The sequence below is a fragment of the Streptomyces sp. NPDC048637 genome (genome assembly GCF_040650675.1).
Taxonomy (GTDB): domain Bacteria; phylum Actinomycetota; class Actinomycetes; order Streptomycetales; family Streptomycetaceae; genus Streptomyces.
In genome coordinates this window covers 1-20,943 of the sequence record NZ_JBEZHQ010000035.1, presented here as the reverse complement: position 1 = coordinate 20,943, position 20,943 = coordinate 1, and the positions used below count along the sequence as shown (strand labels likewise).

The 20,943-nt window shown below is 73.3% G+C and carries 14 protein-coding genes and 1 tRNA gene; 7 read left to right on the top strand and 8 right to left on the bottom strand.

The genetic code is table 11. From position 1 onward, the window contains the following. Positions 1-62 precede the first annotated feature (62 nt). The 4 genes from AB0C46_RS31530 to AB0C46_RS31515 all read left to right on the top strand — a co-directional run bounded on the left by AB0C46_RS31530 (position 63) and on the right by AB0C46_RS31515 (position 7,900). Positions 63-467: a globin gene (locus AB0C46_RS31530; RefSeq protein WP_362832012.1), complete on the top strand. Its 405-nt coding sequence runs from the start codon at positions 63-65 to the stop codon at positions 465-467. A gap of 138 nt (positions 468-605) precedes the next feature. Next, complete coding sequence (locus AB0C46_RS31525; protein WP_362832011.1) at positions 606-4,034, top strand: ABC transporter permease; 3,429 nt, start codon at positions 606-608, stop codon at positions 4,032-4,034. Positions 4,035-4,079: 45 nt separating this feature from the next. Continuing rightward, complete coding sequence (locus AB0C46_RS31520) at positions 4,080-6,797, top strand: FtsX-like permease family protein (RefSeq protein ID WP_362832010.1); 2,718 nt, start codon at positions 4,080-4,082, stop codon at positions 6,795-6,797. Then, a complete protein-coding gene (locus AB0C46_RS31515) occupies positions 6,794-7,900 on the top strand; it encodes an ABC transporter ATP-binding protein (protein ID WP_362832009.1) in 1,107 nt (368 codons plus the stop codon). Before AB0C46_RS31520 ends, AB0C46_RS31515 begins: the two co-directional genes overlap by 4 nt. 96 nt (positions 7,901-7,996) lie before the next feature. Here AB0C46_RS31515 and AB0C46_RS31510 read toward each other — a convergent pair whose 3' ends face one another. The 5 genes from AB0C46_RS31510 to AB0C46_RS31490 form a co-directional block, all read right to left on the bottom strand. Next, entirely contained in the window at positions 7,997-8,728 is a 732-nt protein-coding gene (locus AB0C46_RS31510; protein ID WP_362832008.1) for a hypothetical protein, read from the bottom strand. Continuing rightward, the gene (locus tag AB0C46_RS31505) at positions 8,725-9,159 is read right to left on the bottom strand and encodes a thioesterase family protein (RefSeq protein ID WP_362832007.1); all 435 of its coding nucleotides are present in this window, start codon (positions 9,157-9,159) and stop codon (positions 8,725-8,727) included. The genes AB0C46_RS31510 and AB0C46_RS31505 overlap by 4 nt, the downstream gene beginning before the upstream one ends. Positions 9,160-9,164: 5 nt before the next feature. Beyond that, positions 9,165-10,829 (bottom strand): energy-dependent translational throttle protein EttA, encoded by a 1,665-nt coding sequence (ettA, locus tag AB0C46_RS31500; RefSeq protein WP_362832006.1) that lies wholly within the window; start codon positions 10,827-10,829, stop codon positions 9,165-9,167. Between the two features lie 381 nt (positions 10,830-11,210). Further along, on the bottom strand, positions 11,211-12,620 hold the full coding sequence (locus AB0C46_RS31495; protein ID WP_362832005.1) for an LAETG motif-containing sortase-dependent surface protein: 1,410 nt from the start codon (positions 12,618-12,620) through the stop codon (positions 11,211-11,213). A gap of 226 nt (positions 12,621-12,846) precedes the next feature. Continuing rightward, a complete protein-coding gene (locus tag AB0C46_RS31490; protein WP_362832079.1) occupies positions 12,847-13,818 on the bottom strand; it encodes a single-stranded DNA-binding protein in 972 nt (323 codons plus the stop codon). Between AB0C46_RS31490 and AB0C46_RS31485 the strand changes: the two genes are divergently transcribed. Next, entirely contained in the window at positions 13,769-13,894 is a 126-nt protein-coding gene (locus tag AB0C46_RS31485; protein WP_362832086.1) for a hypothetical protein, read from the top strand. The genes AB0C46_RS31490 and AB0C46_RS31485 overlap by 50 nt on opposite strands. 387 nt (positions 13,895-14,281) lie before the next feature. On the opposite strand, the gene AB0C46_RS31480 is transcribed toward AB0C46_RS31485, so the two are convergent. Together AB0C46_RS31480 and AB0C46_RS31475 are read right to left on the bottom strand one after the other, a co-directional pair. Then, entirely contained in the window at positions 14,282-16,264 is a 1,983-nt protein-coding gene (locus AB0C46_RS31480) for a YfjP family GTPase (RefSeq protein ID WP_362832003.1), read from the bottom strand. A gap of 782 nt (positions 16,265-17,046) precedes the next feature. Then, positions 17,047-19,014, bottom strand: a complete 1,968-nt coding sequence (locus tag AB0C46_RS31475; protein WP_362832002.1) for a GTPase domain-containing protein — start codon at positions 19,012-19,014, stop codon at positions 17,047-17,049. A gap of 302 nt (positions 19,015-19,316) precedes the next feature. Here AB0C46_RS31475 and AB0C46_RS31470 point away from each other — a divergent pair. Further along, positions 19,317-19,392 (top strand) — tRNA-Arg (locus AB0C46_RS31470). 59 nt (positions 19,393-19,451) lie between these two features. Here AB0C46_RS31470 and AB0C46_RS31465 read toward each other — a convergent pair. Further along, on the bottom strand, positions 19,452-19,937 hold the full coding sequence (locus AB0C46_RS31465) for a hypothetical protein (protein WP_362832001.1): 486 nt from the start codon (positions 19,935-19,937) through the stop codon (positions 19,452-19,454). Between the two features lie 73 nt (positions 19,938-20,010). Here AB0C46_RS31465 and AB0C46_RS31460 point away from each other — a divergent pair, with 73 nt between their 5' ends. Then, entirely contained in the window at positions 20,011-20,865 is an 855-nt protein-coding gene (locus AB0C46_RS31460) for a hypothetical protein (RefSeq protein ID WP_362831999.1), read from the top strand. The last annotated feature ends 78 nt before the right edge of the window (positions 20,866-20,943 follow it).

Below are 20,943 nucleotides of genomic sequence, written 5' to 3'. Positions count from 1 at the left end.
GCGCCACCGGCCCCGGGCCTACGACCGAAGTCCTCCGCCGGGACGTCTGCCACCATGGACGGGTGAACAAGATTCCACGCGGCACGCTCGAGGAGCAGACCTTCTACGAACAGGTCGGAGGCGAGGAGACCTTCCGGCGCCTGGTTCACCGCTTCTACCAGGGAGTCGCCGAGGACCCGCTGCTGCGGCCGATGTACCCGGAGGAGGACCTGGGCCCGGCCGAGGAGCGGCTTGCGCTCTTCCTCATGCAGTACTGGGGCGGCCCCCGCACGTACAGCGACGGCCGCGGGCACCCCCGGCTGCGGATGCGGCACGCCCCGTTCACCGTCGACCGGGCCGCCCATGACGCCTGGCTGCGGCACATGCGGGACGCGGTGGACTCCCTCGGCCTGTCCGAGAAGCACGAGACGCAGCTGTGGGACTACCTCACCTACGCCGCCGCCTCGATGGTCAACGCCGCGGACTGAGGCACGCCGCACACCGGCCCCGCACCCCGCCTTCGCCGTCATGATCCGGCCAGGGTTGTCCACAGCCCCCTCCGCCCGCACCGCTCGTCTGCCACTATTCGTTCATCTGTGTGGTGCTGAGCGCGGTAAGGGGGGTCCGTGTCCGGCTTTGTCTTCCTGCGGGTGCGTGCGCACCGTCTGCTGCTGGCCGCTGCCCTGCTCTCGGTGCTGCTCACCACGACCGTGCTGACGACGCTCGCGGCCTTCTCCGGCGCGATCGGGGACGCGGGACTGCGGCAGGCGCTGCGGACCCGCGCCGCGGTGGCCGCCGCACTGCAGGTGAAGGCCCAGCTTCCCCCCGGGGCAAGGAAACCGGCGGACCGGGCGGTCACCCGGGGCGCCCGGCGGGCCTTCGACGGACTGCCGTTCACGGTGCACACCCTGGTCCGCTCCGGGCCGTATGCACTGCCCCGCACGCTGCGGTCGCCGGACACGCGCACGGGTGAGCCGGATCTCACCCACCTCGCGGCCCTGGACCGCTCCCGCCTGACCCTCACGGCCGGCCACTGGCCCGGCCCGGCCTCGCACGGCCGGCTGCCCGTCGCGCTGCCGGAGTCCGCGGCGGCCCGGCTGAGGGTCGCGCCCGGCCGGCGGTTCACCCTCGGCAACCGGCTGTCCGGCCCCGCCCGTCTTGCGGTCGAGGTCACCGGCGTCTACCGGCCCAAGGACCGCACCGACCCGTACTGGAAGCTCGACGACCTCGGCGGGCGAGGGGTGCGCACCGCCGGCTTCACCACGTACGGGCCGCTGCTCACCGATCCGGGGGCGTTCCGCGGCGGCTCGCCGGCCCAGGACTCGGTGGGCTGGCTCGCCACCGCCGACTTCCGCTCCCTGACCGCGGACCGGCTGGCCGCGCTGACCGCCGCCGCCGGTCCGGCGCCCAAGGCGCTGATGGCCGATCCGGCGTTCGCGGGCCGGGCCACCGCCACCACCGATCTGCCCGCCGCGCTGGGGCAGTTGCAGCGGGCGCTGCTGGTGAACCGTTCGACGATCCTGATCGTCGCGCTGCAGCTGATCCTGCTGGCGGGCTATGCCCTGCTGCTGGTCGCCCGGATGCTGAGCACCGAGCGGACCGGCGAGACGGCGCTGCTGCGGGCCCGCGGCGGGTCCCGGCGGCGGATCGCGGGACTGGCCCTGGCGGAGTCGCTGCTGCTGGCCGCGCCGGCCGCGGTCGGTGCGCCGCTGCTGGCCGGACCGCTGATGCAACTGCTGGCCGGCCAGGGCGCCCTGGCCCGTATCGGGCTGCCGCTGGACACCCGGCTGACCGCGCCGGCCTGGCTGACCGGCCTCGGTGTGGCGCTGGGCTGCGCCCTCGCGGTGGCCGCGCCCGCGCTGCTGCGGACCGGGGCGGACGGCCCGCCGCGACGGCGGGCGCTGCCCGGTGCCCCGGGGGTCTCCCCTGCGCGCGCAGGGCTGAAGACCTGGGGAAAGACCGGGGCCGACCTCGGACTGCTGGTGATCGCCGGTGTCGCCTACTGGCAGCTCCAGCGCCAGACGGCGGGCGGCGACGGCACCGGCAGCGGGGTGCTGACCGGGGACACCGCCGGCCAACTGGGCATCGACCCGGTGCTGGTGGCCGCCCCGGCACTGGCGCTGCTCGCCGGTACGGTGCTGACGCTGCGGCTGCTGCCGCTCGCCGCCCGGATCGCCGAGCGGGGCGCGGCCGGCGGCCGGGGGCTGGCGGCGGCGATGGCCGGCTGGCAGATCAGCCGCCGCTCTTCCCCGAGCTCTCACCTTCGTTCGCGCAGGGGAGAGCCCGTCCGCGGCGCCGGCCCCGTGCTGCTGCTGGTGCTGGCCACCGCCCTGGGCATGCTGGCGATCGGCCAGGGCGCGTCCTGGGACCGTTCGCAGGACGACCAGGCCGACTTCCGCGCGGGCGCGGCGGTGCGCGTACTGGCGGGCCGGACACCGCCGTTGGGCCAGGGCGGCGCGTACCAGCAGGTGCCGGGGGTGGCCGCGGCACTGCCCGCCGGGCTGGCCGGCCTGGAGCTGTCGGACGGCGAGTCCTCCTCGCTGCTCGCGCTGGACGCCCGGCGGTCGGCGGGGTCGCTGCTGCTGCGCGGCGATCTGGTGGGCGGCGGCGCGGACGCCCCGAGGGGCCGGGCGGCGGACGGTGTGCTGCGCGCGGTGACGCCGGACGCCGGTCCCCCGGCGGGGGTGCAACTGCCGCCGGACAGCGACCGGTTACGGCTGACCGCCGCGCTGCGCTCGCTGCGGGCGCTGCCGCCGCCCGCCGGCCAGGAGGCGGCCGGCCGCGACACCGGGCCGGTGCCGGCGACCCTCTCCGCGCTCGTCACCGACCGCCACGGCATCCCGTACACCCTGCCGCTCGGCCCGCTCGCTGCCGACGGCGCACCGCACACCCTGAGCGCCGACCTCGGCGCCGCGGCCGGCGCCCCGGCGGGCCGCCCGGCCGGCCCCCTGCGGCTGACCGGTCTGCTCGTCGACGTGGACCAGTCGCGGGTCTCGCACCGTCAGCGGCTCACCGTCACCGCCGTGGAGGCCGCCACCGGCCACGGCCCGTCCCGGCCCCTCACCGCGCCCGCCGGCCTCGCCTGGAAGGCGCGGATCGCCGACGAGAGCAGCTCCGTGGGTGAGCCGTCCGGCCCCAGGGCGGGCCGGGCCGCTGTCCCCGGGGGCGTGCTGCTGTCCCAGACGTACGACACCGGCGCCCGGGTGGAGGACTGGGGGGCCGCGGTGACCACGGTGCGGATCACCGCCGCGCACCCCGCGCGCCCGCCGCTCGCCGCCGTCGCCACCGAGGCGTATCTGCGTGCCAGCGGATCGCGGACCGGCTCCCTCGTCGAGGTGCCGGTCAACGGCCGGCCGCTGAAGGCACGGATCGTACGGGCGGTGCGGGCGCTGCCGGGTCCGGCGGACGCACCGGCCACCGGCGGGCTGCTGGTCGACCTCGGTGCGGTCAACGAGGCGCTGTCCGACCACGGGGCGCTGCCGCTGACCGCCACCGAGTGGTGGCTGCGCCCCCGGCCGGGCACGGCGGCCGAGGTCGTCGAGGCGCTGCGGGCCCGCCCCGACACCGACCCGGGCCAGGTGCTGGTCCGCGACGAGATCGCCGGGCAGCTGCACGACGATCCGCTGGGGCTCGGCCCGCAGACCGCGCTGACCGCGGCGGCCGCGGTCGCGGTGGCCCTGGCGGCCGTCGGCTTCGCGGTCAGCGCCGCGGGGTCGGTCCGTGAACGGGCCCGGGAATTCGCCGTGTTGCGGGCCCTGGGGGCGCCCCGCCCGCAGCTGGCCGGGATGATCGTCGCCGAGCAGGGCGTCCTGATCGCGCTGGCGCTGGGTGTCGGTGCGGCGCTGGGGACGGTGCTGACCCGGGCGGTCGTCCCGCTGATCGTGCTGACCGAGCAGGCGGGCCGCCCGGTGCCGCCGGTGCTGGTGGAGCTGCCGCCGGGCCCGGTGGCCGCGCTGCTCGCGGCGGTCGCGGCGGTGCCGCTGCTGGTCGTCGCGGCGATCGCGCTGCGCCGCGGCGATCCGGTACGGGCCCTGCGCGGCCAAGGAGTGCTGTGAGATGACGAGGCATGGTGTGGGGCCGGTCCGGCGGGGTGAGCGCCGGTGACGGCACGGAACGGGAGGGACCGGCCGCGTCCGGCGCGCGCGGCGGCGCTGGCGCTGGGCGCGCTGGTGCTGGTCACCGCGTTTCTCGCGGCGGCGTTCCCGCGAGGGGTGGCGGCGTACGAGACGCGGGGCGTGCGCCATGCGCTCGGCTCGGTGCCGGCCGGCCAGCGGACGGTGGAGATCACCGTCTCGCGTACGGACGTGACCGAGGGCGACCCCGCGGCCGCCTACGCCGCGGGAGAGCTGACCCGCCAGGACCGGGCGATCCGGGGCCAGTTCCGCGCCCCGCTGCGGATCGTCGGGGGCGAGTCCCTGCACGGCGTACGCACCACCAAGCCGTTGAGCGCACAGGACTCCTGGCTGCCCCGGCCCGACGGCGTCGATCCCGGCCTCTCGCTGTACGCGGCCGCCGGGCTCGGCGCACATGCCACGCTCACCGAGGGCCGGCTGCCGCACGGCGCGGCCCCCGGGAAGCGCACCCTGGAGGCGGCGGTCACCGTCGCCACCGCACGGGCCCTCGCCCTGCACGTCGGCAGCCAACTGCATCTGGAGGGCCTGACGGTACGGATCTCCGGGCTGCTGACGCCGCGCGCCCCGGACAGTGCGTACTGGGCCGTGGACCCGCTGATGACGGCCGCCCGCCAGGATGTGACGCCAGGCCTTCCGCCGCACAGGTTCTGGCGCGCCGGTCTGCTGCTGTCGCCGCAGGACGGCCCGGCGCTGCTGGCCACCGGGGGCGAGCCGGAGAAGTTCTGGCGCTACCCGGTCGACACCCGCGCGCTGACCGGCGGGGACGCCCCGCTGCTGCGGGACCGGCTGCTCTCCCTCGAACACGGCGCGGCACTCGCCCGGTTGCGCGGAGTGGCGGGCAGCGGTGCGCTGGCCGACAGCGCGGTGGACGGTCTGCTGGAGGCCTTCGCGCGGACGCGGACGGCGGTCGCCCCGGTCATCGCGGTGGCCGCGTACGGCATCGGCACCGTCGCGGGGGTGGTACTGCTGATGACCGCCGGGCTGACCGCGGCGCGGCGGCGTGACGAACTGGCCCTGCTGCGGGCCCGTGGTGCGTCACTGGCCGGGCTGGCCGGGCGGCTGGCGGCGGAGACCGGGGTGGTGGCGCTGCCCGCGGCCGCGGCCGGGGGCGGTCTGGCGCTGCTGCTGGTGCCCGGGGAGGCGGTGCTGCCCGTACTGCTGGCGGCGCCCGGGGCCGGGCTGCTGGGGACGCTCGCGCTGCCGTTGCGGGCGGCCGCCGCACACCGCCGTCCGTGCCCCGCGGAGCGCGCCGATGCGGCGGGTGCCCGTCCCTCCCGGCGCCGCATGGTCGCCGAACTGACCGTGCTGGTACTGGCGGTGGGCGCGGTGCTCGCGCTGCGTGGCCGCAGCATGGCGACGGGCGGGGTGGACGCCCTGGTCAGCATCGCCCCGGTGCTGATCGGGGTGATCGCCGCGCTGGTCCTGATGCGCCTCTGGCCGCTCCCGCTGCGGCTGGCGGCCCGTCCCGCCGCCCGCACCGCCGGGCTGACCGGTTTTCTGACGCTGGCCCGCGCGGGCCGCGCCCCGGCCACCGCCGGGCTGCCGCTGCTGGCCCTGGTGGTGGCGCTGACCACGGCGTCCTTCGGCGGCTCGGTGCTGGCCGGGGTCGCCGCCGCACGGGACCATGCGGCGCTGACCGCGGTCGGCGCCGAGGCCCGGATCTCGGCCGGCAAACCGCTCCCCGAGGAGCTGCGGCGGGCGGTCGGCAAGGTGCCCGGCGTCGTGGACGCGGTACCGCTGCGCATCGACGTCCAGGCCGCCGACGACAACGGGCCGCCCCTCTACCTGGTCATCGCCGACGCCGAGGCCTACTCCCGGCTCTCGCGGGCCACCGGCCTGGGCGCGTTCGCCGCGCAGGAGCTGGCCGACCCGGGCGGCGACCGGCCGCTGCCCGCGCTGGTGTCCCCCCGTTTCCTCACCCGCTTCGGGCGCGCGCCGATGGCCCTGCAGCCGGAGTTCGGCCAGCTCGTCATCCGCCCGCGGACCGTACGCGCCGACACCCCGGCGCAGCCCGGCGGCGACTTCGTCGTCATCGACGCCGGGAGCGTCGCCCGCCGCCACCCGGACACCTACCGCGACCCCGCCACCGGGCCCTCCACCCTCCTGCTGTCCGGCCGCTCCCTGGACACCGGTGCGCTGCGCTCCGCCGTACGCGCCCACACCCCGGCGTCGGCGCCCGTCCGTCTGGCGCTGCGCTCCGCCGTACGCGCCGAGTTCGCCGACTCGCCCCTCCAGCAGGGCGCGGTGCGCCTCTACACCGCGGCGGTCGCGGCCGGCGCCGGCTTCGCCCTGCTCGCCCTGCTGCTGTCCCTTCTCCAGGCCGCCCCGCAGCGCACCCAACTCCTGGCCAGGCTGCGCACGATGGGGCTGCCCCGGGCCCAGGGGCAGCGTCTGCTGATTCTGGAGGCGCTGCCGCAGGCACTGCTCGCGGCCCTCGGCGGCGCGCTGGCCGGCGCCGTCACGATCCGGCTGCTGGGCCCCGGTACGGACCTCACCGCGCTCGCCCTCCCCGGTACCTCGGGCGGCGGTGCACCGGGCACCGTACGACTGCACACCGATCCCGCGTCCCTGCTGCTGCCGTCGGCGGGCGTGGTCGCCCTGGCCCTGGCGGTCGCCCTGGCCCAGGCCTGGCTGAGCGGGCGGCGGCGCGAGAGCACCGAGTTGAGAGCGGGGGACACCCGATGACCACACGGCCCGACGACACACCGCCCGGCGCACCCGTCCCCGGGGCGGCCCCGGCCTCCCCGCCCCGGCCCGCCGCGCCCACCAGCCTGGCCGAGCTGGAGCGGCGCGCGGCCTCCCGGCGCGGGCGGCCCGCCTACGGGCACGACGCGCTGATCGCCTGCGACCGGCTGGTACGGGTCTTCGCCACCGACGGGGTGGAGGTGCAGGCCCTCCAAGGGCTCGATCTTCTGGTCGCGGAGGGCGAGTTGATGGCGCTGGTCGGGGCGTCCGGCAGCGGCAAATCGACCCTGATGAACATTCTGGCCGGCCTGGACGTGCCGACCGCGGGCGCCGCCACGGTCGCCGGCCGCGATCTGCTGACGATGGACGCCAAGGCCCGGCTCGGCTACCGCCGCGATGTGGTCGGTTTCGTCTGGCAGCAGACCGCCCGCAATCTGCTGCCGTACCTGACGGCCCTGCAGAACGTGATGCTGCCCATGCAGTTGCGGGGCGGCCGGCGGCGGGCGGCCCGTACGAAGGCGGCCGAGGAGCTGTTGTCGATGCTCTCGCTCGACCACTGCCGGGACCGGCGTCCGCACCAGCTCTCCGGCGGCGAGCAGCAGCGCACCGCCATCGCGGTGGCGCTGGCCAACACCCCGTCCGTCCTGCTGGCCGACGAGCCGACCGGTGAGCTCGACTCGCACACCGCCGAGCAGGTCTTCACGGCCTTCCGCACCGCCAACGAGGAGCTCGGCACCACGATCGTGATCGTCACCCACGACCAGGCGGTGGCCGGCGAGGTCCGGCGCACGGTCGCGATCCGCGACGGCCGTACGTCCTCAGAGGTTCTGCGGCGCACCGAACGGGACGCCGCGACCGGCCAGGAGTCCCTGGTGGCACGCGAGTACGCGATGCTCGACCGGGCGGGCCGGCTCCAGCTGCCGGCCGAGTACACCAGCAGTCTGGGCATGGCACACCGCGTCCTGCTGGAGCTGGAGAGCGATCACATCGGCGTGTGGCCGGACCACACGGCAGACGGCGCGGCACGGTCCCGGGACGGGGTCGAGGGCGGGGGCGGGGGCAGCAGCGAACAGACGGACGGGGGCGCGGGCGAGAGCGGCTGACCGGACTCAACGCGAGCCGTCTCCGGTTCCGCCGTTCCGCCGCCTCACCGGGCAGTGCCCTCCGGCCTCCCAGCCGGCCGTCCCGGTCTGATCAGATCAGACCGGTGTCACCGTGAGACCCGACAGCCCGGTCAGCCCCGCCGGGCCGCCGGTCCGTACGGCGATCGACCCGTACGGGGTGCTCAGCCGCAGCCAGCCGGCCGCGGACAGCAGGCTCAGCGGCCGGTGTTCGGGCTGCGGGGGCCTGGCGCCGGGAGCGGCGGCGCCGGCCGCGAGCGCGTCGGCCCGTATCGGGCGCAGAAAGCCCAGCGACTGCGCGGCATGGGCGGCGCGCAGCGGGAGATGGGTGTCGCCGAGGGTGCGCGACCAGATTTCCCGGCCGATGCGGTCCCGTTCGGTGCGGGTGCGGTGCTGCGGCGGCAGTGCCTCGTCACGGGCGCGGAATTCGGCGACCGCGGCGGCCACCGCACGCACCAGGGCCTCGGGCGCGGGCAGCCCCGGCACCCGCTGCCAGCCGCCGCGCGGCGGCAGCAGCCCGGTCCACGGCGGACCGGTGACGGCAGCGGGCACGGTCAGCGCATCCGTCGAACCGTCCACGCCTTCGAGCAGTTCACCGGCGGACACCGTCCGGTCCAGGGTGGTGTCGTCGGCGAGCCGGGCGGTGCGGATCGCCAGCACCTCGAAGGACGGCGGGCGGCCGAAGACGGCGAGCACCCCGTCGCCGGCCTGGAGCCGTACCGCAGCGGCCCGGTCGTAGTGGATCAGGCGGGCGAGGAAGGCGGCGAGATCCGCCGCCTCCCCTGCATCTGCCAGGTGCAGCGCCGTCATACCGCGACGGATCCCCCCTGATGCGCGGCGTCGTCCAGATACTCCTTGAGGATGCCCTTCTCCTCCGCGGTGAGGCGGCGGGGACGCTCCTCGGTGAAGTTGTACGGCACGACGACGGTCGAGGCCCGCAGGTAGAGGGTGTCCTCGTCCTTGACCTCATAGCCGACGGTCATCGACGCGGCGCTGATCTTCTTCACCCACAACTCGACGGTCACCGGGGCGTGCCGGTGGACCAGCGGCCGCACATAGTCGATCTCGTGCCGGGCGACGACCGAGCCGCCCGTGAACGACGGGCTGCCGCCCCCCGGCGCCAGCCGGCGCATGAAGTCGATCCGCGCCTCTTCGAGGTAGCGGACGAACACCGCGTTGTTGACATGGCCGAACGCGTCCATGTCCGACCAGCGCAGGGGGCAGGAGTAGAGGTGTCGCACGCCGGTCAGCCCCGGGTGAGCTTCTTGTACGTGGCGCGGTGCGGGCGGGCCGCATCCGCACCGAGGCGCTCGACCTTGTTCTTCTCGTACGATTCGAAGTTGCCCTCGAACCAGAACCACCGGGACTCGCCCTCGTACGCCAGGATGTGCGTGGCGACGCGGTCGAGGAACCAGCGGTCGTGGGAGACGACCACGGCGCAGCCCGGGAACTCCAGGAGCGCGTTCTCCAGCGAGGACAGGGTCTCGACGTCGAGGTCGTTGGTGGGCTCGTCGAGGAGCAGCAGGTTGCCGCCCTGCTTGAGGGTGAGCGCCAGGTTGAGGCGGTTGCGCTCACCGCCGGAGAGCACACCGGCCGGCTTCTGCTGGTCCGGGCCCTTGAAGCCGAACGCGGAGACATACGCCCGCGAGGGCATCTCGACCTGGCCGACGTTGATGTAGTCGAGCTCGTCGGAGACCACGGCCCACAGGGTCTTCTTGGGGTCGATGTTCTCGCGGCTCTGGTCGACGTAGGAGATCTTGACGGTGTCGCCGACCTTGATGTCGCCGGAGTCCGGGGTCTCCAGACCCTGGAGCATCTTGAACAGCGTGGTCTTGCCGGCGCCGTTCGGGCCGATGACGCCGACGATGCCGTTACGGGGCAGGGTGAAGCTCAGGTCGTCGATGAGGACCTTCTCGCCGAAGGCCTTGTTGAGCTTCTCGACCTCGACGACGACATTGCCCAGACGCGGGCCCGGCGGGATCTGGATCTCCTCGAAGTCCAGCTTCCGCATCTTGTCGGCCTCGGCAGCCATCTCCTCGTAACGCGCCAGGCGCGACTTGGACTTGGCCTGCCGCCCCTTGGCGTTGGAGCGGACCCACTCCAGCTCTTCCTTCAGACGCTTGGCGCGCTTGGCGTCCTTCTGGCCCTCGACCTTGAGGCGGGAGGCCTTCTTGTCGAGGTACGTGGAGTAGTTGCCCTCGTAGGGGTGCAGGCGGCCGCGGTCGACCTCGCAGATCCACTGGGCGACGTGGTCGAGGAAGTACCGGTCGTGGGTGACGGCGACGACGGTGCCGGGGTACTTGGCGAGGTGCTGCTCCAGCCACTGCACGGACTCGGCGTCCAGGTGGTTGGTGGGCTCGTCGAGGAGCAGCAGGTCGGGGGACTCCAGCAGCAGCTTGCACAGCGCGACGCGGCGGCGCTCACCACCGGAGAGGTTGGTGACCTGCCAGTCTCCGGGCGGGCAGCCCAGCGCGTCCATGGCCTGCTCGAGCTGGGTGTCCAGGTCCCACGCGTTGGCGTGGTCGAGGTCCTCCTGGAGCTTGCCCATCTCCTCCATGAGCTCGTCGGAGTAGTCGGTCGCCATCAGCTCGGCGACCTCGTTGAAGCGGTGGAGCTTGCCCATGATCTCGGCGGCGCCGTCCTGCACGTTCTGCAGCACGGTCTTCGACTCGTCCAGCGGCGGCTCCTGCAGGAGCATGCCGACGGTGTAGCCCGGGGAGAGAAACGCGTCACCGTTCGACGGCTGCTCGAGACCGGCCATGATCTTCAGCACCGTGGACTTACCGGCGCCGTTGGGACCCACGACACCGATCTTTGCGCCCGGCAGGAAGCTCAGCGACACGTCATCGAGGATGACCTTGTCGCCGTGCGCCTTGCGCGCCTTGCGCATCGTGTAGATGTACTCAGCCAAGAGAAACCGTCCGGCAGATTGGATCGATCAGGGTCTGTGCGGCACCGCCCCAGGGCCATCGTGCGTGGCGACCATGGGAGGGCAGATACACCCCATCTTGCCGTACGCCTGCGCTCAGGCGGAAACGAGTAGGTCAGAGCGCCCCTGCTCAGCACCGACCTGCTACGACTCGGTGTCCACTTCATTGCCCTCTGTCAGCGTTGATCACTTCCGGGCGGGCCTCTGCCGGAGAACACCGAAGGCCGGAGAACGCCGAAGGCCCCGGAGTGCTGATGCGCTCCGGGGCCTTGGGGTACTTCACCGGCGACCGCCCACTCACCCTCGGGTCATCGAGTGGTCGCCACGTACGGCCGGACGCCGGGGGTCACCGGCCGCCGGGTGTCACTGGGCGGGGGTGCCGGCCTTCTTCTTACGGAGGAAGAACACCGCGGCGCCGCCGACCACCACGAGGACGACCGCGATGCCCGCGATCATCGGGGTGGCATTGCTGGAGCCGGTCTCGGCGAGGTCGCCGCCCTTGTCCCCTCCGGTGTCCCCACCGGTGCTGCCGCCGACCGAGGCCGGGCTGGGCTGGCTGGAGGGCTTGCCGCCGCCACTGCCGGCTGTCTTGCAGTCCAGGACCCCGGAGAACGACTTCTTGAAGCCGCCCTCACCCTTGATCGTGATGTTGTACGGCTGGTCCTCGGCCACCGGAACGGTCACGGTCTGCGACTTGCCCGGGGCGATCTCGTATTCCTTGCCGGAGAGCTGGAAGCGGAACGCCTCATCGCCCTTGTTGCTCGCCGTGACGTCCACACCGCCCTTGGCGCAGTTCTTCTCGGCGGTGATCGCCGGGATGGCGCCCTGCTTCTTCCAGGAGAACGTGGCGGCCGCGGAGACCGTGGACTCGCTGGAGCCGGCCAGGATCTGGGTCTGGCTCTTGGCGTGCTCACCGATACCGGTGAAGGCGCGGCCGACCGGGACCTTGGTGGCGGCCTGCGCGGTCAGCGAGCTGCTGCCGTCCGCGGCACCCGCAGGCACGTCGAAGAACAGCTGGGTGCCGTCGGTCGCGCTGGTGACCGGCTTGCCGTCCTTGCCGACGACCTTGGCACCGGCAGGCACACCGGCGGCCGGGGAGATCGTGACGCTGTCGGCGTTGGTGTGCACGGTGACCGGGCCGAGCTTGCTGCCGGACTTGCCGGAGACGGCCGGCGGGTCGAGCGTGAGCGAGGCCTTGGGCTCGGCGACGTTCTGCGCGCTCTTCTCGAGGTAGTCGGCGAGCTTCTCGGCTGCCGGGTCGACCGCGTCCACCTTGGCGTGGTCGGAGAAGCGCCAGATCGCGACCTGGGTGCCGGCCGCGGCGGTCTTCTCGGTGAGGTTCCCGGCACCGGCCTTCGTGGCGAGCGCGGCCAGGTCGTTCACCTGCGGGTACGAGTTCTGCAGAATCCAGCGGATCTTGCCCGCGTCCCCGTTGTTGTGCAGCGACGAGGCGCTCCAGGGCACTTCCTGGTACTTCGCCTGCTGCTGCGTCGGGTTGTGGATGTCGATGCAGTACGTCTGGAGCGTGCCGCCGTTGTCGACCGCCATCTCGAAGAGGCCGGCGCCTACGCGCTGGTCCCCTCCGTCGTTGTGCACGACCGCCTGATCGAAGGTCTTCAGACCGCCGAGCGTGGCGGTGGCACCCCCGTGGGCGGGGGTGGCCTCGTCCGCCGCGGCAGGCCCCGCGGTGGCTATCGCACCCGCCGCGACCAGGCCGGAGGCCACGACCGCGGCAGCAAGGCGGGCTGCGCCCCGCCTCTTCATCGAAAGCATGAAATTCCCCTCTGGGCGAGGCGGTCGAGTGGGAGAGGTTGCCTCGCCGGAAAGATCCCAAAGAACTCAACAGCCGAACACGTCAGCCCCCGTGAGTACTTGTCGGATCTTATGGAGCAGGTGCATCAGGGTCCCCAGTAATGGCATCCCATAAGCGATCCGAATCGCAATCGTTACCGACAACGGGCACCCTGACTTGGCATTATCGACAAATCTCCGGAACTTTTCAGGGCACAGCCGCCTTCTCGGGTGTATGGGTCATCGGTGGAGGCGGTGCGATGGAGCCCCCCGGAGGCTCGGCGACGGCTGCAATCCCGCTGGTCGCAGGCGTTTTGGCGACCGTGGATGCCTTGGCGACCGACTGTTGCTTGGGAACTGGGCGGGCTCTGGCGCCCCTCCGTGTTCGGGAGGCCGACTGTGCGTTGGCAGCCGTCTGCGCCTTGGCGGCCGTCTGCGTCTTGGCGGCCTCTGGTGCGTTGGCGGCCGTCGGTGTGTTGGCGGCCGTCCGGGTGTGGGCCTCCGGCAACGGGCCCTCCCATAAATCTTGTTGCGACGGTGGAGAGGGGCGCCGTGGTGGCGATGGCTGCGGAGGCAGGGACGGGGGCGGAGGCGGAAATGGAAGCGGAGGCGGAGGCGGGGACGGGGGCGATTGCGATGGATGCGGTTGCGGTTGCGGTGGTGAGGACGAGTCCGGGGCCGCCGGGGACGATTGCAGTGCCGGAGAGGCCTCCCGCGCCGGGAAAGCTTCCGGTGCCGGGGAGGATTGCGGCGCCGGGGACGATTGCGGTGCCGGGGACGATTGCGGTGCCGGGGCCGGCGCTGGGCCCGAGGACGGTTCCGGTGCCGGGGAGGATCGCTGAGCCGGGGACGGCGGGCCGTCCGCTCCCGTACGCACCGCCCGGAGGACTCTCCGGAATGCGGCGGTGCCACGCGTGAGGTCGTGGCCGATCGCCACGGCGTCGACCTCCGCCGAGAACCAGCGCTGGCCGCCCTTCTCGGGTGGCTGCTCCCCCTCCCGCAGCCGTAACCGTCCCTGGACGATGAGTGGTTCCCCCACCGCCACCGAGGCCGCCACATTGTCGGCGAGCCCACGCCACGACCGGACCGTATAGAAACTCGTCTCCCCGTCGGTCCAGCGTTCCTGCGCCTTGTCCCACCTGCGGGACGTCGCCGCCAGCCGGAACCTCGCGACCGTCACCCCCACCGCCGTCAGCCGGTGCTCCACCGCCGTCGCCGCGTTCCCCACCAGCGTCACCATCGTGTCGTTCACCTGATACGCCTCCCCCGTGTCCTGCGCTCGCTCTCCTCACGTACGGCTCGCGTCACGTACCGCTCTTGTCGCGGACCGCTGTCGTCACGTACCGCTCGCGCTGCGTTGATCTCATGCTGCACGGATTCGGCGAGCGCCGCGGCGGCCTGTGGATGGGTGACCGGCTGTGGACAACTCGGCCACCCGGAAGGGGGAGCACGACGGTGTTCACAGCCCGCGGATCACCGTCGTCCCTCCCCACCGCCTGCCGGTAGCCGTCGGGCCGGGCCTTCCCCGCCCCTCCCCGCCATTCCCCGCCCCTCCCCGGTCACCGGCGACCGCCCCACCCGCCCCGCCCGCCCCGCCGGTCACCAACTCCCGCATCCGCCCGCCCGTTGCTTCCGTTCCGCCGTCACGCGCCCGATGCCACCGCGTACTGCTCCCGCACCTCGCGATAGCGCAACAGCTCGGCGGCGACCGGCTCCAGCACCCGCGCCCGCCCGCACGCCGCCGCCGCACTCCGCAGCCGCCGCTCGGCGTCCTGCCCGTAACGCCGGGCCGGACCGCGCGCCACCACCCGGCACATCCACGCCAGCGCCGGCCCGCCCACCGACCCGAGCACCGCGGGCAGCAGCCCGGAGATCCAGGCCGCCGCGTCGCCCACGCCCGTGACCGCACCCAGCAGCCACAGGACACCGACAACTTGGAGCACGGACAGCATTCCCTGGAGCGAGGCGGCAACCGTCCACCATCGGGGCTTCACGGCCGGTCCGCCCTGTAGCGACTCCTCGGCATCCGCCGCCACCTTGTCCAGCGCCTCCGGCAGCCCATAGGCACCGCGGTCCGCCGCGTCGCGCACCGCGTGGGCCCAGGGCGCCGGCAACCCGTGCGCCGCCTCGGCAGCCACCGTGCGGACGGCGTGCTCCACCACCGGCCGGGCCGCCGCCCGGCCGTCCGCCGCCGGCGCCCCCCCCTCACCGGCCGCAACCCCGTCAGCACGCGGCAGCCCGGTCTCCCACTGCCGCCCCACCAGGCCCTGCCGCATGCCGGTCCGCCCGGAATCGGTCAGTCCCTCGGCCTCCTCGCCGTTCCACTCTCTACGGTTCCGCCCCACTCCCGCCCGCCTGGTACGGCCCCGCCCCACGCCGACCAGCCCCGCATCGGTCCGCCCGGCACCTCCCAACCCGGCGCCCGTACACCCTCCCCGGGAAGCCCCCACCCCCGCCGTCCCCGCTCCCGCAGTCCCCGCCCCCGTCATCCCCACATCGGTCATCCCCACCCCGAAGCCACGGGCCCCCCACCGGCTCCCCCGCCGCCCCCGCATCCGCATCCGCGACCACGGAGACCCACAGGCACGCTCCGCGTACCGCAGCCAATCGCGTTCCGCCGCCCGCCCGGTGGCCACCGCCCCCACTGCCTCCGCCAACCGGTCGTCGAACTCCGCACGGGCCCGTTCGGTCAGCCCGACCCGGCTCTGCGCCACGTACACCGACCGCAACCGCTCGGTCGCCGCATCCACATCCGCTGCCAGCCGCCGGTCCGCCGCACCCCGTTCCGCGACGAACTGGCCGAGCGCCTCCCGCAGTTCCCCCACGCCCCTGCCGGTCGCGGCGGACAGCGCGAGCACCGCCGCCCCGGGCTCCCCGTGCTCGCCGAGCGCCAGCCCGTCCTCGTCCAGCAGCCGGCGCAGATCGTCCACCACCTGGTCGGCGGCGTCTCCGGGCAGCCGGTCCACCTGGTTGAGGACGACGAACATGACCTCGGCGTAGCCCGCCAACGGCCGCAGATACCGCTCGTGCAGCACCGCGTCCGCGTACTTCTCCGGGTCCACCACCCAGATCACCGCGTCCACCAGCTCCAGCATCCGGTCCACCTGAGCGCGGTGCTCGGTGGCCGAGGAGTCGTGGTCGGGCAGATCGATCAGGATGAGTCCGCGCAGCTCGGAGCTGCCGTCCGCCGGGGCGTGCCGACGGTGGGTGGGCACGCCCAGCCGGTGCAGCAGCCCGTCCGCGCCCGGCCGGCTGCCCGGCCAGACACAGGCCACCGGCTCCGCGGTCGTCGGCCGACGCGGCCCGACCTGCGAACGATTCGCTCCGGCCAGCGCGTTGAACAGCGACGACTTACCGCTGCCGGTCGCCCCCGCGATGGCGACGACGGTGTGCTCACCGGACAGCCGGTACCGCTCGTCCGCCGTCTCCAGTACCCGGCCCGCGCCCTCCAGCGTCCGCCCGTCCAGCCGGGTCCGGGACAGCGCGATCAACTCCCGCAACGCATCCAGCCGCCCGCGCAGCCCACCCCCCGCGGCGCGCCGCCCACCGTCCGCGACCCACCGGTACGCGCCTCCGCCACCGGTCTCCACATCGGCCGGCGAACGCGGCTGCACCATCGCCTCCATGCGCGCATCGGCACGCGCCCCGCCACGTGCTCCCTCAACACGCGCCCTCTCCATACGGGATTCCGCGCCATGACCTTCCGCGCCACGGGATTCCGGGGCTCGGGTTTCCCTGGCACGAGCCCCTTCGGCCAGGGACCCGCCTCCCGCCCGCACACCGGACTCGGCACGGGCCCCGACCGACGCGGCTGCCCCTGCCGCAACACCCGCCCCAACGGGCGGCTCCCCCCGCGTCCCCGGCCTGGGCACACCCGCATCCCGCGCCCGCCGCGCAATCAACCCGTCATCCCACGCCCCGCCCACACCCACATCCACACCCACGTCCACACCCACGTCCACGCCCACCCCTGGCACAGCCGATTCCACAGCCGAACCCACAGCCGCTCCAGGCTCCTGCTCCACCATCGACACCGCAGCCCCCTGAGCCTCCCGAGCCTCCGCAGCCCCCACAAACTCCCCAGAAGTCACAGGCACCACAAGCACCGCAGACTCTGCACCCACCACAGGCTCCCCCTCCACGGCAGACGCCACCGTCCCCACCGTCCCCACCGACTCCCCCGGCCTCCCACCTCCCCCGGACACCTCACCCACCACCGGCGCCTTGCCATCCACGGGCGCCTTACCGACCACCGACATCACGCCCCTCACCGACATCACGCCCCTCATCGACGCCACCCCCTCAACCGACATCACGCCCGCCCCCGCCGCCTCGCCGGTCTCCCCCTCCCCCGTCCCCCGCCCGTTGTTCCCCGAGCCCTCCCCGGAACCAGCCACCTCGGAATCGCTCACCCCGACACCTCCTCCTTCTCCATCGCCCTCGCCCGCTCCTCCGCCTGCCGCGGCTCCGGCCGCGCTTCCTGCCCCGTCTCCTTCTGCTTTTCCTTCTGCAATACGGACAGCGCGGCGATCAACTCCGCCTGCTGGTCCAGTGGCACGGTCAGCTGGTCCAGCGGTGCCAGCCGCCGCTCGCGCTCACCGTCCAGCGCGCGCTCCAGATACGTGGCCAGGAGCCGACCGCCGCGCTCGCAGAGCCGCAACGCGGTCTGGGCGCCCAACAACTCGGCGAGGTTCTCGCCCGCCGTACGGGCGCGCCGGCCGCCGAGGAGAGCGGTGGCCAACAGCGCGGCCGATTCCTCCGGCTCCACCGACCCCGCGCGCTCCCCGGCCTGTCCGGCGCGCGCCTCACGGGTCTCCTCCTCGGCCAGCTCCTCCAGACAGCGCCGCCAGCGCCGGACGATCACACCGAGCCGGCCGCCCGCCCCCGAGGCACCCACGGCGGCCGTCAGCGAGACCTCGGCCGCCGCGGGATCCCGCCGCCAGGCCTCCGCGGCCCGCTCGTCGGCCTCGTCCACGGCGCAGGTCAGCAGCGAGGTCAGCCCGTCGGTCAGCGCGTCGAGCAGCTCGTCCGACCGGCCGTCGAGCCCATGGTCACGCCAGTGGGCGCGCGCGTCCCCGGACAGCACCTCACCGGCCGCGACCTCCTGCCGTACCCGCACCGCGGCCCGCTCGTACGCCTCCTCGACCCGGCCGGCCAGCCGCAGGGCCGCGGCGTGCTGGGCGGCGGCGGCCCCGGCCAGCGCCGGCAGCCGGCTGCGCAGCGAAGCGATCACCCCGGCGGCCGTACGCTCCGCCGCGGCGGCTCGGGCGACGGGGTCCTGGGCATGCCGCTCCAGCCAGCCCCGCAGCGCCGCGACGGCCGTGGCGGGCAACAGCCCGCTCCCCCCGCCGGCCGACTCGGGCAGCTCGGGAATGGTGAACCGGGGGACATGGCCGAGACCCGCCCGCTGGAGCAGTTCGGCATAGCGCCCGGAGATGTCGGTGGCGATCTGATGCGGCACCCGGTCCAGCACGGTCACCAGCGTGACGTCGTACTCCTTGGCCGTACGCAGCAGATGCCACGGCACCGCGTCCGCGTACCGGGCGGCCGTGGTGACCAGCACCCATACATCCGCCGCGCAGATCAGTTCGGCGGCCAGCTCCCGGTTCCGCGCGACCAGGGAATCGATGTCCGGCGCGTCGAGCAACGCCAGTCCGCTGGGCAACGCCGGATCGGTCTCGATCCGCACCGTCAGCATCCCCGTCTCGGCCCCGGCGCCCACCGCGCCCGGGCCCGCGTCCCTCCCGAGACCTACGCCGCTCCCCGCACCCACACCGTCGTACGCCCCCAGCCCGTGCCCCCCATCGGGCTCACGCTGCCCCCCATGAGGCCCACGATCCGCACTGGTCCCGTGGGCCATATGGGCACCCTGCCCGCCGACCTCCCCATGCCCCCCGCCGGCCGCCGGCCCGGCCATGCCATGGCCCCCGACCCCGTAGTCCCCCCGGTCCAGGCCACCGCCGGCCGCATACTCGCCCTCGCCGCCGTCATCCTGCTCAGGGACCCACACCCGGGCCAGCTGCGGCAGGACGCGTGGTCCGGCGAACCAGTGGAGATCGTCGGGGTGGCAGACCAGCACCGGCGTACGCGTCGTCGGCCGCAGCACCCCGGCCTCCGAGACCCGGCGCCCCACCAGCGAATTGACCAGCGTGGACTTGCCCGCACCAGTCGATCCGCCGATCACTGCGAGCAGCGGGGCCTGAGGAGAGCGCAGCCGGGGAATCACATAGTCATCGAGCTGGGCGAGCAGCTCGGCCCGGTTGCGCCGGGCGCGGGCAGCGCCCCGGAGTGGCAGTGGGAAGCGGGCGGTGTCGACGCGGTCGCGCAGAACGGACAGTGCGTCGATCAGCCGGGGTCGTACGTCCAAGGTCGCCACATGTGCAGAATGCCCAATTTCGTTAGGTTTTTGAAGCGTATAACCCCTCGTGCGCGCCGCGAGAACCCCCACAGATCGGGATAAGTGACGCGCGAGACGTCCGCGACAAGTGAGGCGCAGGCATAACGAGTGCACAACACCCGCCGCACGAGGCGCCAAAAACGGTGCAGGATTCGTACCTGCCTGCGATTATCGGGACCGCTTCACCGAACCTCCACAACGTGCCACGGAGGTGAAGCAACCGGGACGAGGCACCCGGACCTCTATCCTTGACCGCGGTCCGTGATCCACGTCCACATCCGGCCCCCGTAGCTCAGTGGATAGAGCAGGTGCCTTCTAAGCACTTGGCCGCAGGTTCGAGTCCTGCCGGGGGCGCCATCGCCCGTACTGTGCCCAGCCCTCCCTTGTGGAGGGCTTTTTTGCTGGTCAGGGGCGGTTTAGCGGACGCGTCGTGGCAGCTTCGGCAGGGCCGGAACGGCTCCCGGCGGCGAGGGCGTCAGTCCGGCTGACGCGGGTTTTGAACGGCTCTCCGCGGCTGGTTTTCCCGAAAACTTCCCGAAGTTTTTCGACGGTCCCTTCACAGCTGCGGGCACGGTGGGCAGCCGCTGAGGCTCTTCGATCCGCCCCTGGAGTTCGGTCAGCTGTCCGGTGATGCAGCGCGTGTAGGTGGCCAGGAGGACGGGGACGCTGTTGCCCGCCCAGGCGGCGACCTGGGCCGGCGGGATGCCGTTGTTGAGCCACGTCGTCAGGCAGGTGTGGCGAAGGTCGTACGCACGCTTGCCGACGGGCGAGCTGTACTCGTGCTCGATGAGGACGGCCTTTCGGGCCTTGCGCCAGACCCGGCAGAACACCGATCCGGCGAGGAACTTGACGGCTCCGGGTCGGCAACGTCGTCCGTCCCACCTGTGTGCGCCTCTGCGCACTTGCATGCTCCTTGCGCCTCGCCCATACCTTCACGGCGTTCGCGAAGCACCCGTACGAATCGTGGGGGACTCATTGAAGCCTGCCAACAAAGTACTTCTGGATCTGCTCGAGTCGTCGAACATCTCCGTCCGCTCCAACGACGAGCTGATCGGGAAGGTGGAGACAGCCATCGTGGCGGACGACAAGACGAGAAAGGAGAACGGGGACGAACTCCTTCGCCGCAAACCGCACCTCGCCACGATCCCGCGCGCAGAACTCAGCCGCCAGATGCAAGTGAACCTTTGGGACGTCCTGCACACGCTCGGCCGGGCGACGGCACTGTCGTGGCGGGGTGCGGGACGGGGACTGGCCGAGCGCTGGGGATCCCTCAAGTACAACCAAGCTCTGGAAGGCGGTGACAATGCCTTCCTGGGCCTGACCGACGAAGGTCGGCAGATCGCAGAGCAGTACAAGAACCTACAGTCCAGCGAGCTCGGCGTCGGCTTCGCCCTCACGCTCGCCAAGCACATGCTGGGCCAGCGGTTCCCCGAGCACTCCGTGACGATCGTCCCTGCGGACACGGCACTGCGCGCAGGTTGGGCCCTCACCAGCAGGGACAAGGGCCACAAGGTCAAATACCGCTACCGGCCGCAGTACTTCGCGGAGGTCTGGCGCACCGGCGAGCCGTCCCTCGTCATCCCCATCGCCTCCAAGGGCAACCACGGCAACGCAGCGACCTCGGCCGGCCAGTTGGCATCTGCGTCGGTCCACGCTGAGGCGGTGCATGTCGGCGAATGGAACGACACCCCCAGCCCGCTGTTCAGCACGGAGCTGCCGCCGGACGGCACCGTGACGGTCCACGCGCTCCAGGCTCCGGGCCATGGCGGATGGCTGGTCAGCCCTTCCGGAGAAACGGAACCGAATCTGGACGCTAGTGTTCTGAGTTAGGAATTCGTTTCAGATAGCCGGCGAGGCGTTCGAGGATCTCGTCGGCGGTCTTCGTCCAGACGTATGGCCTGGGGTTGG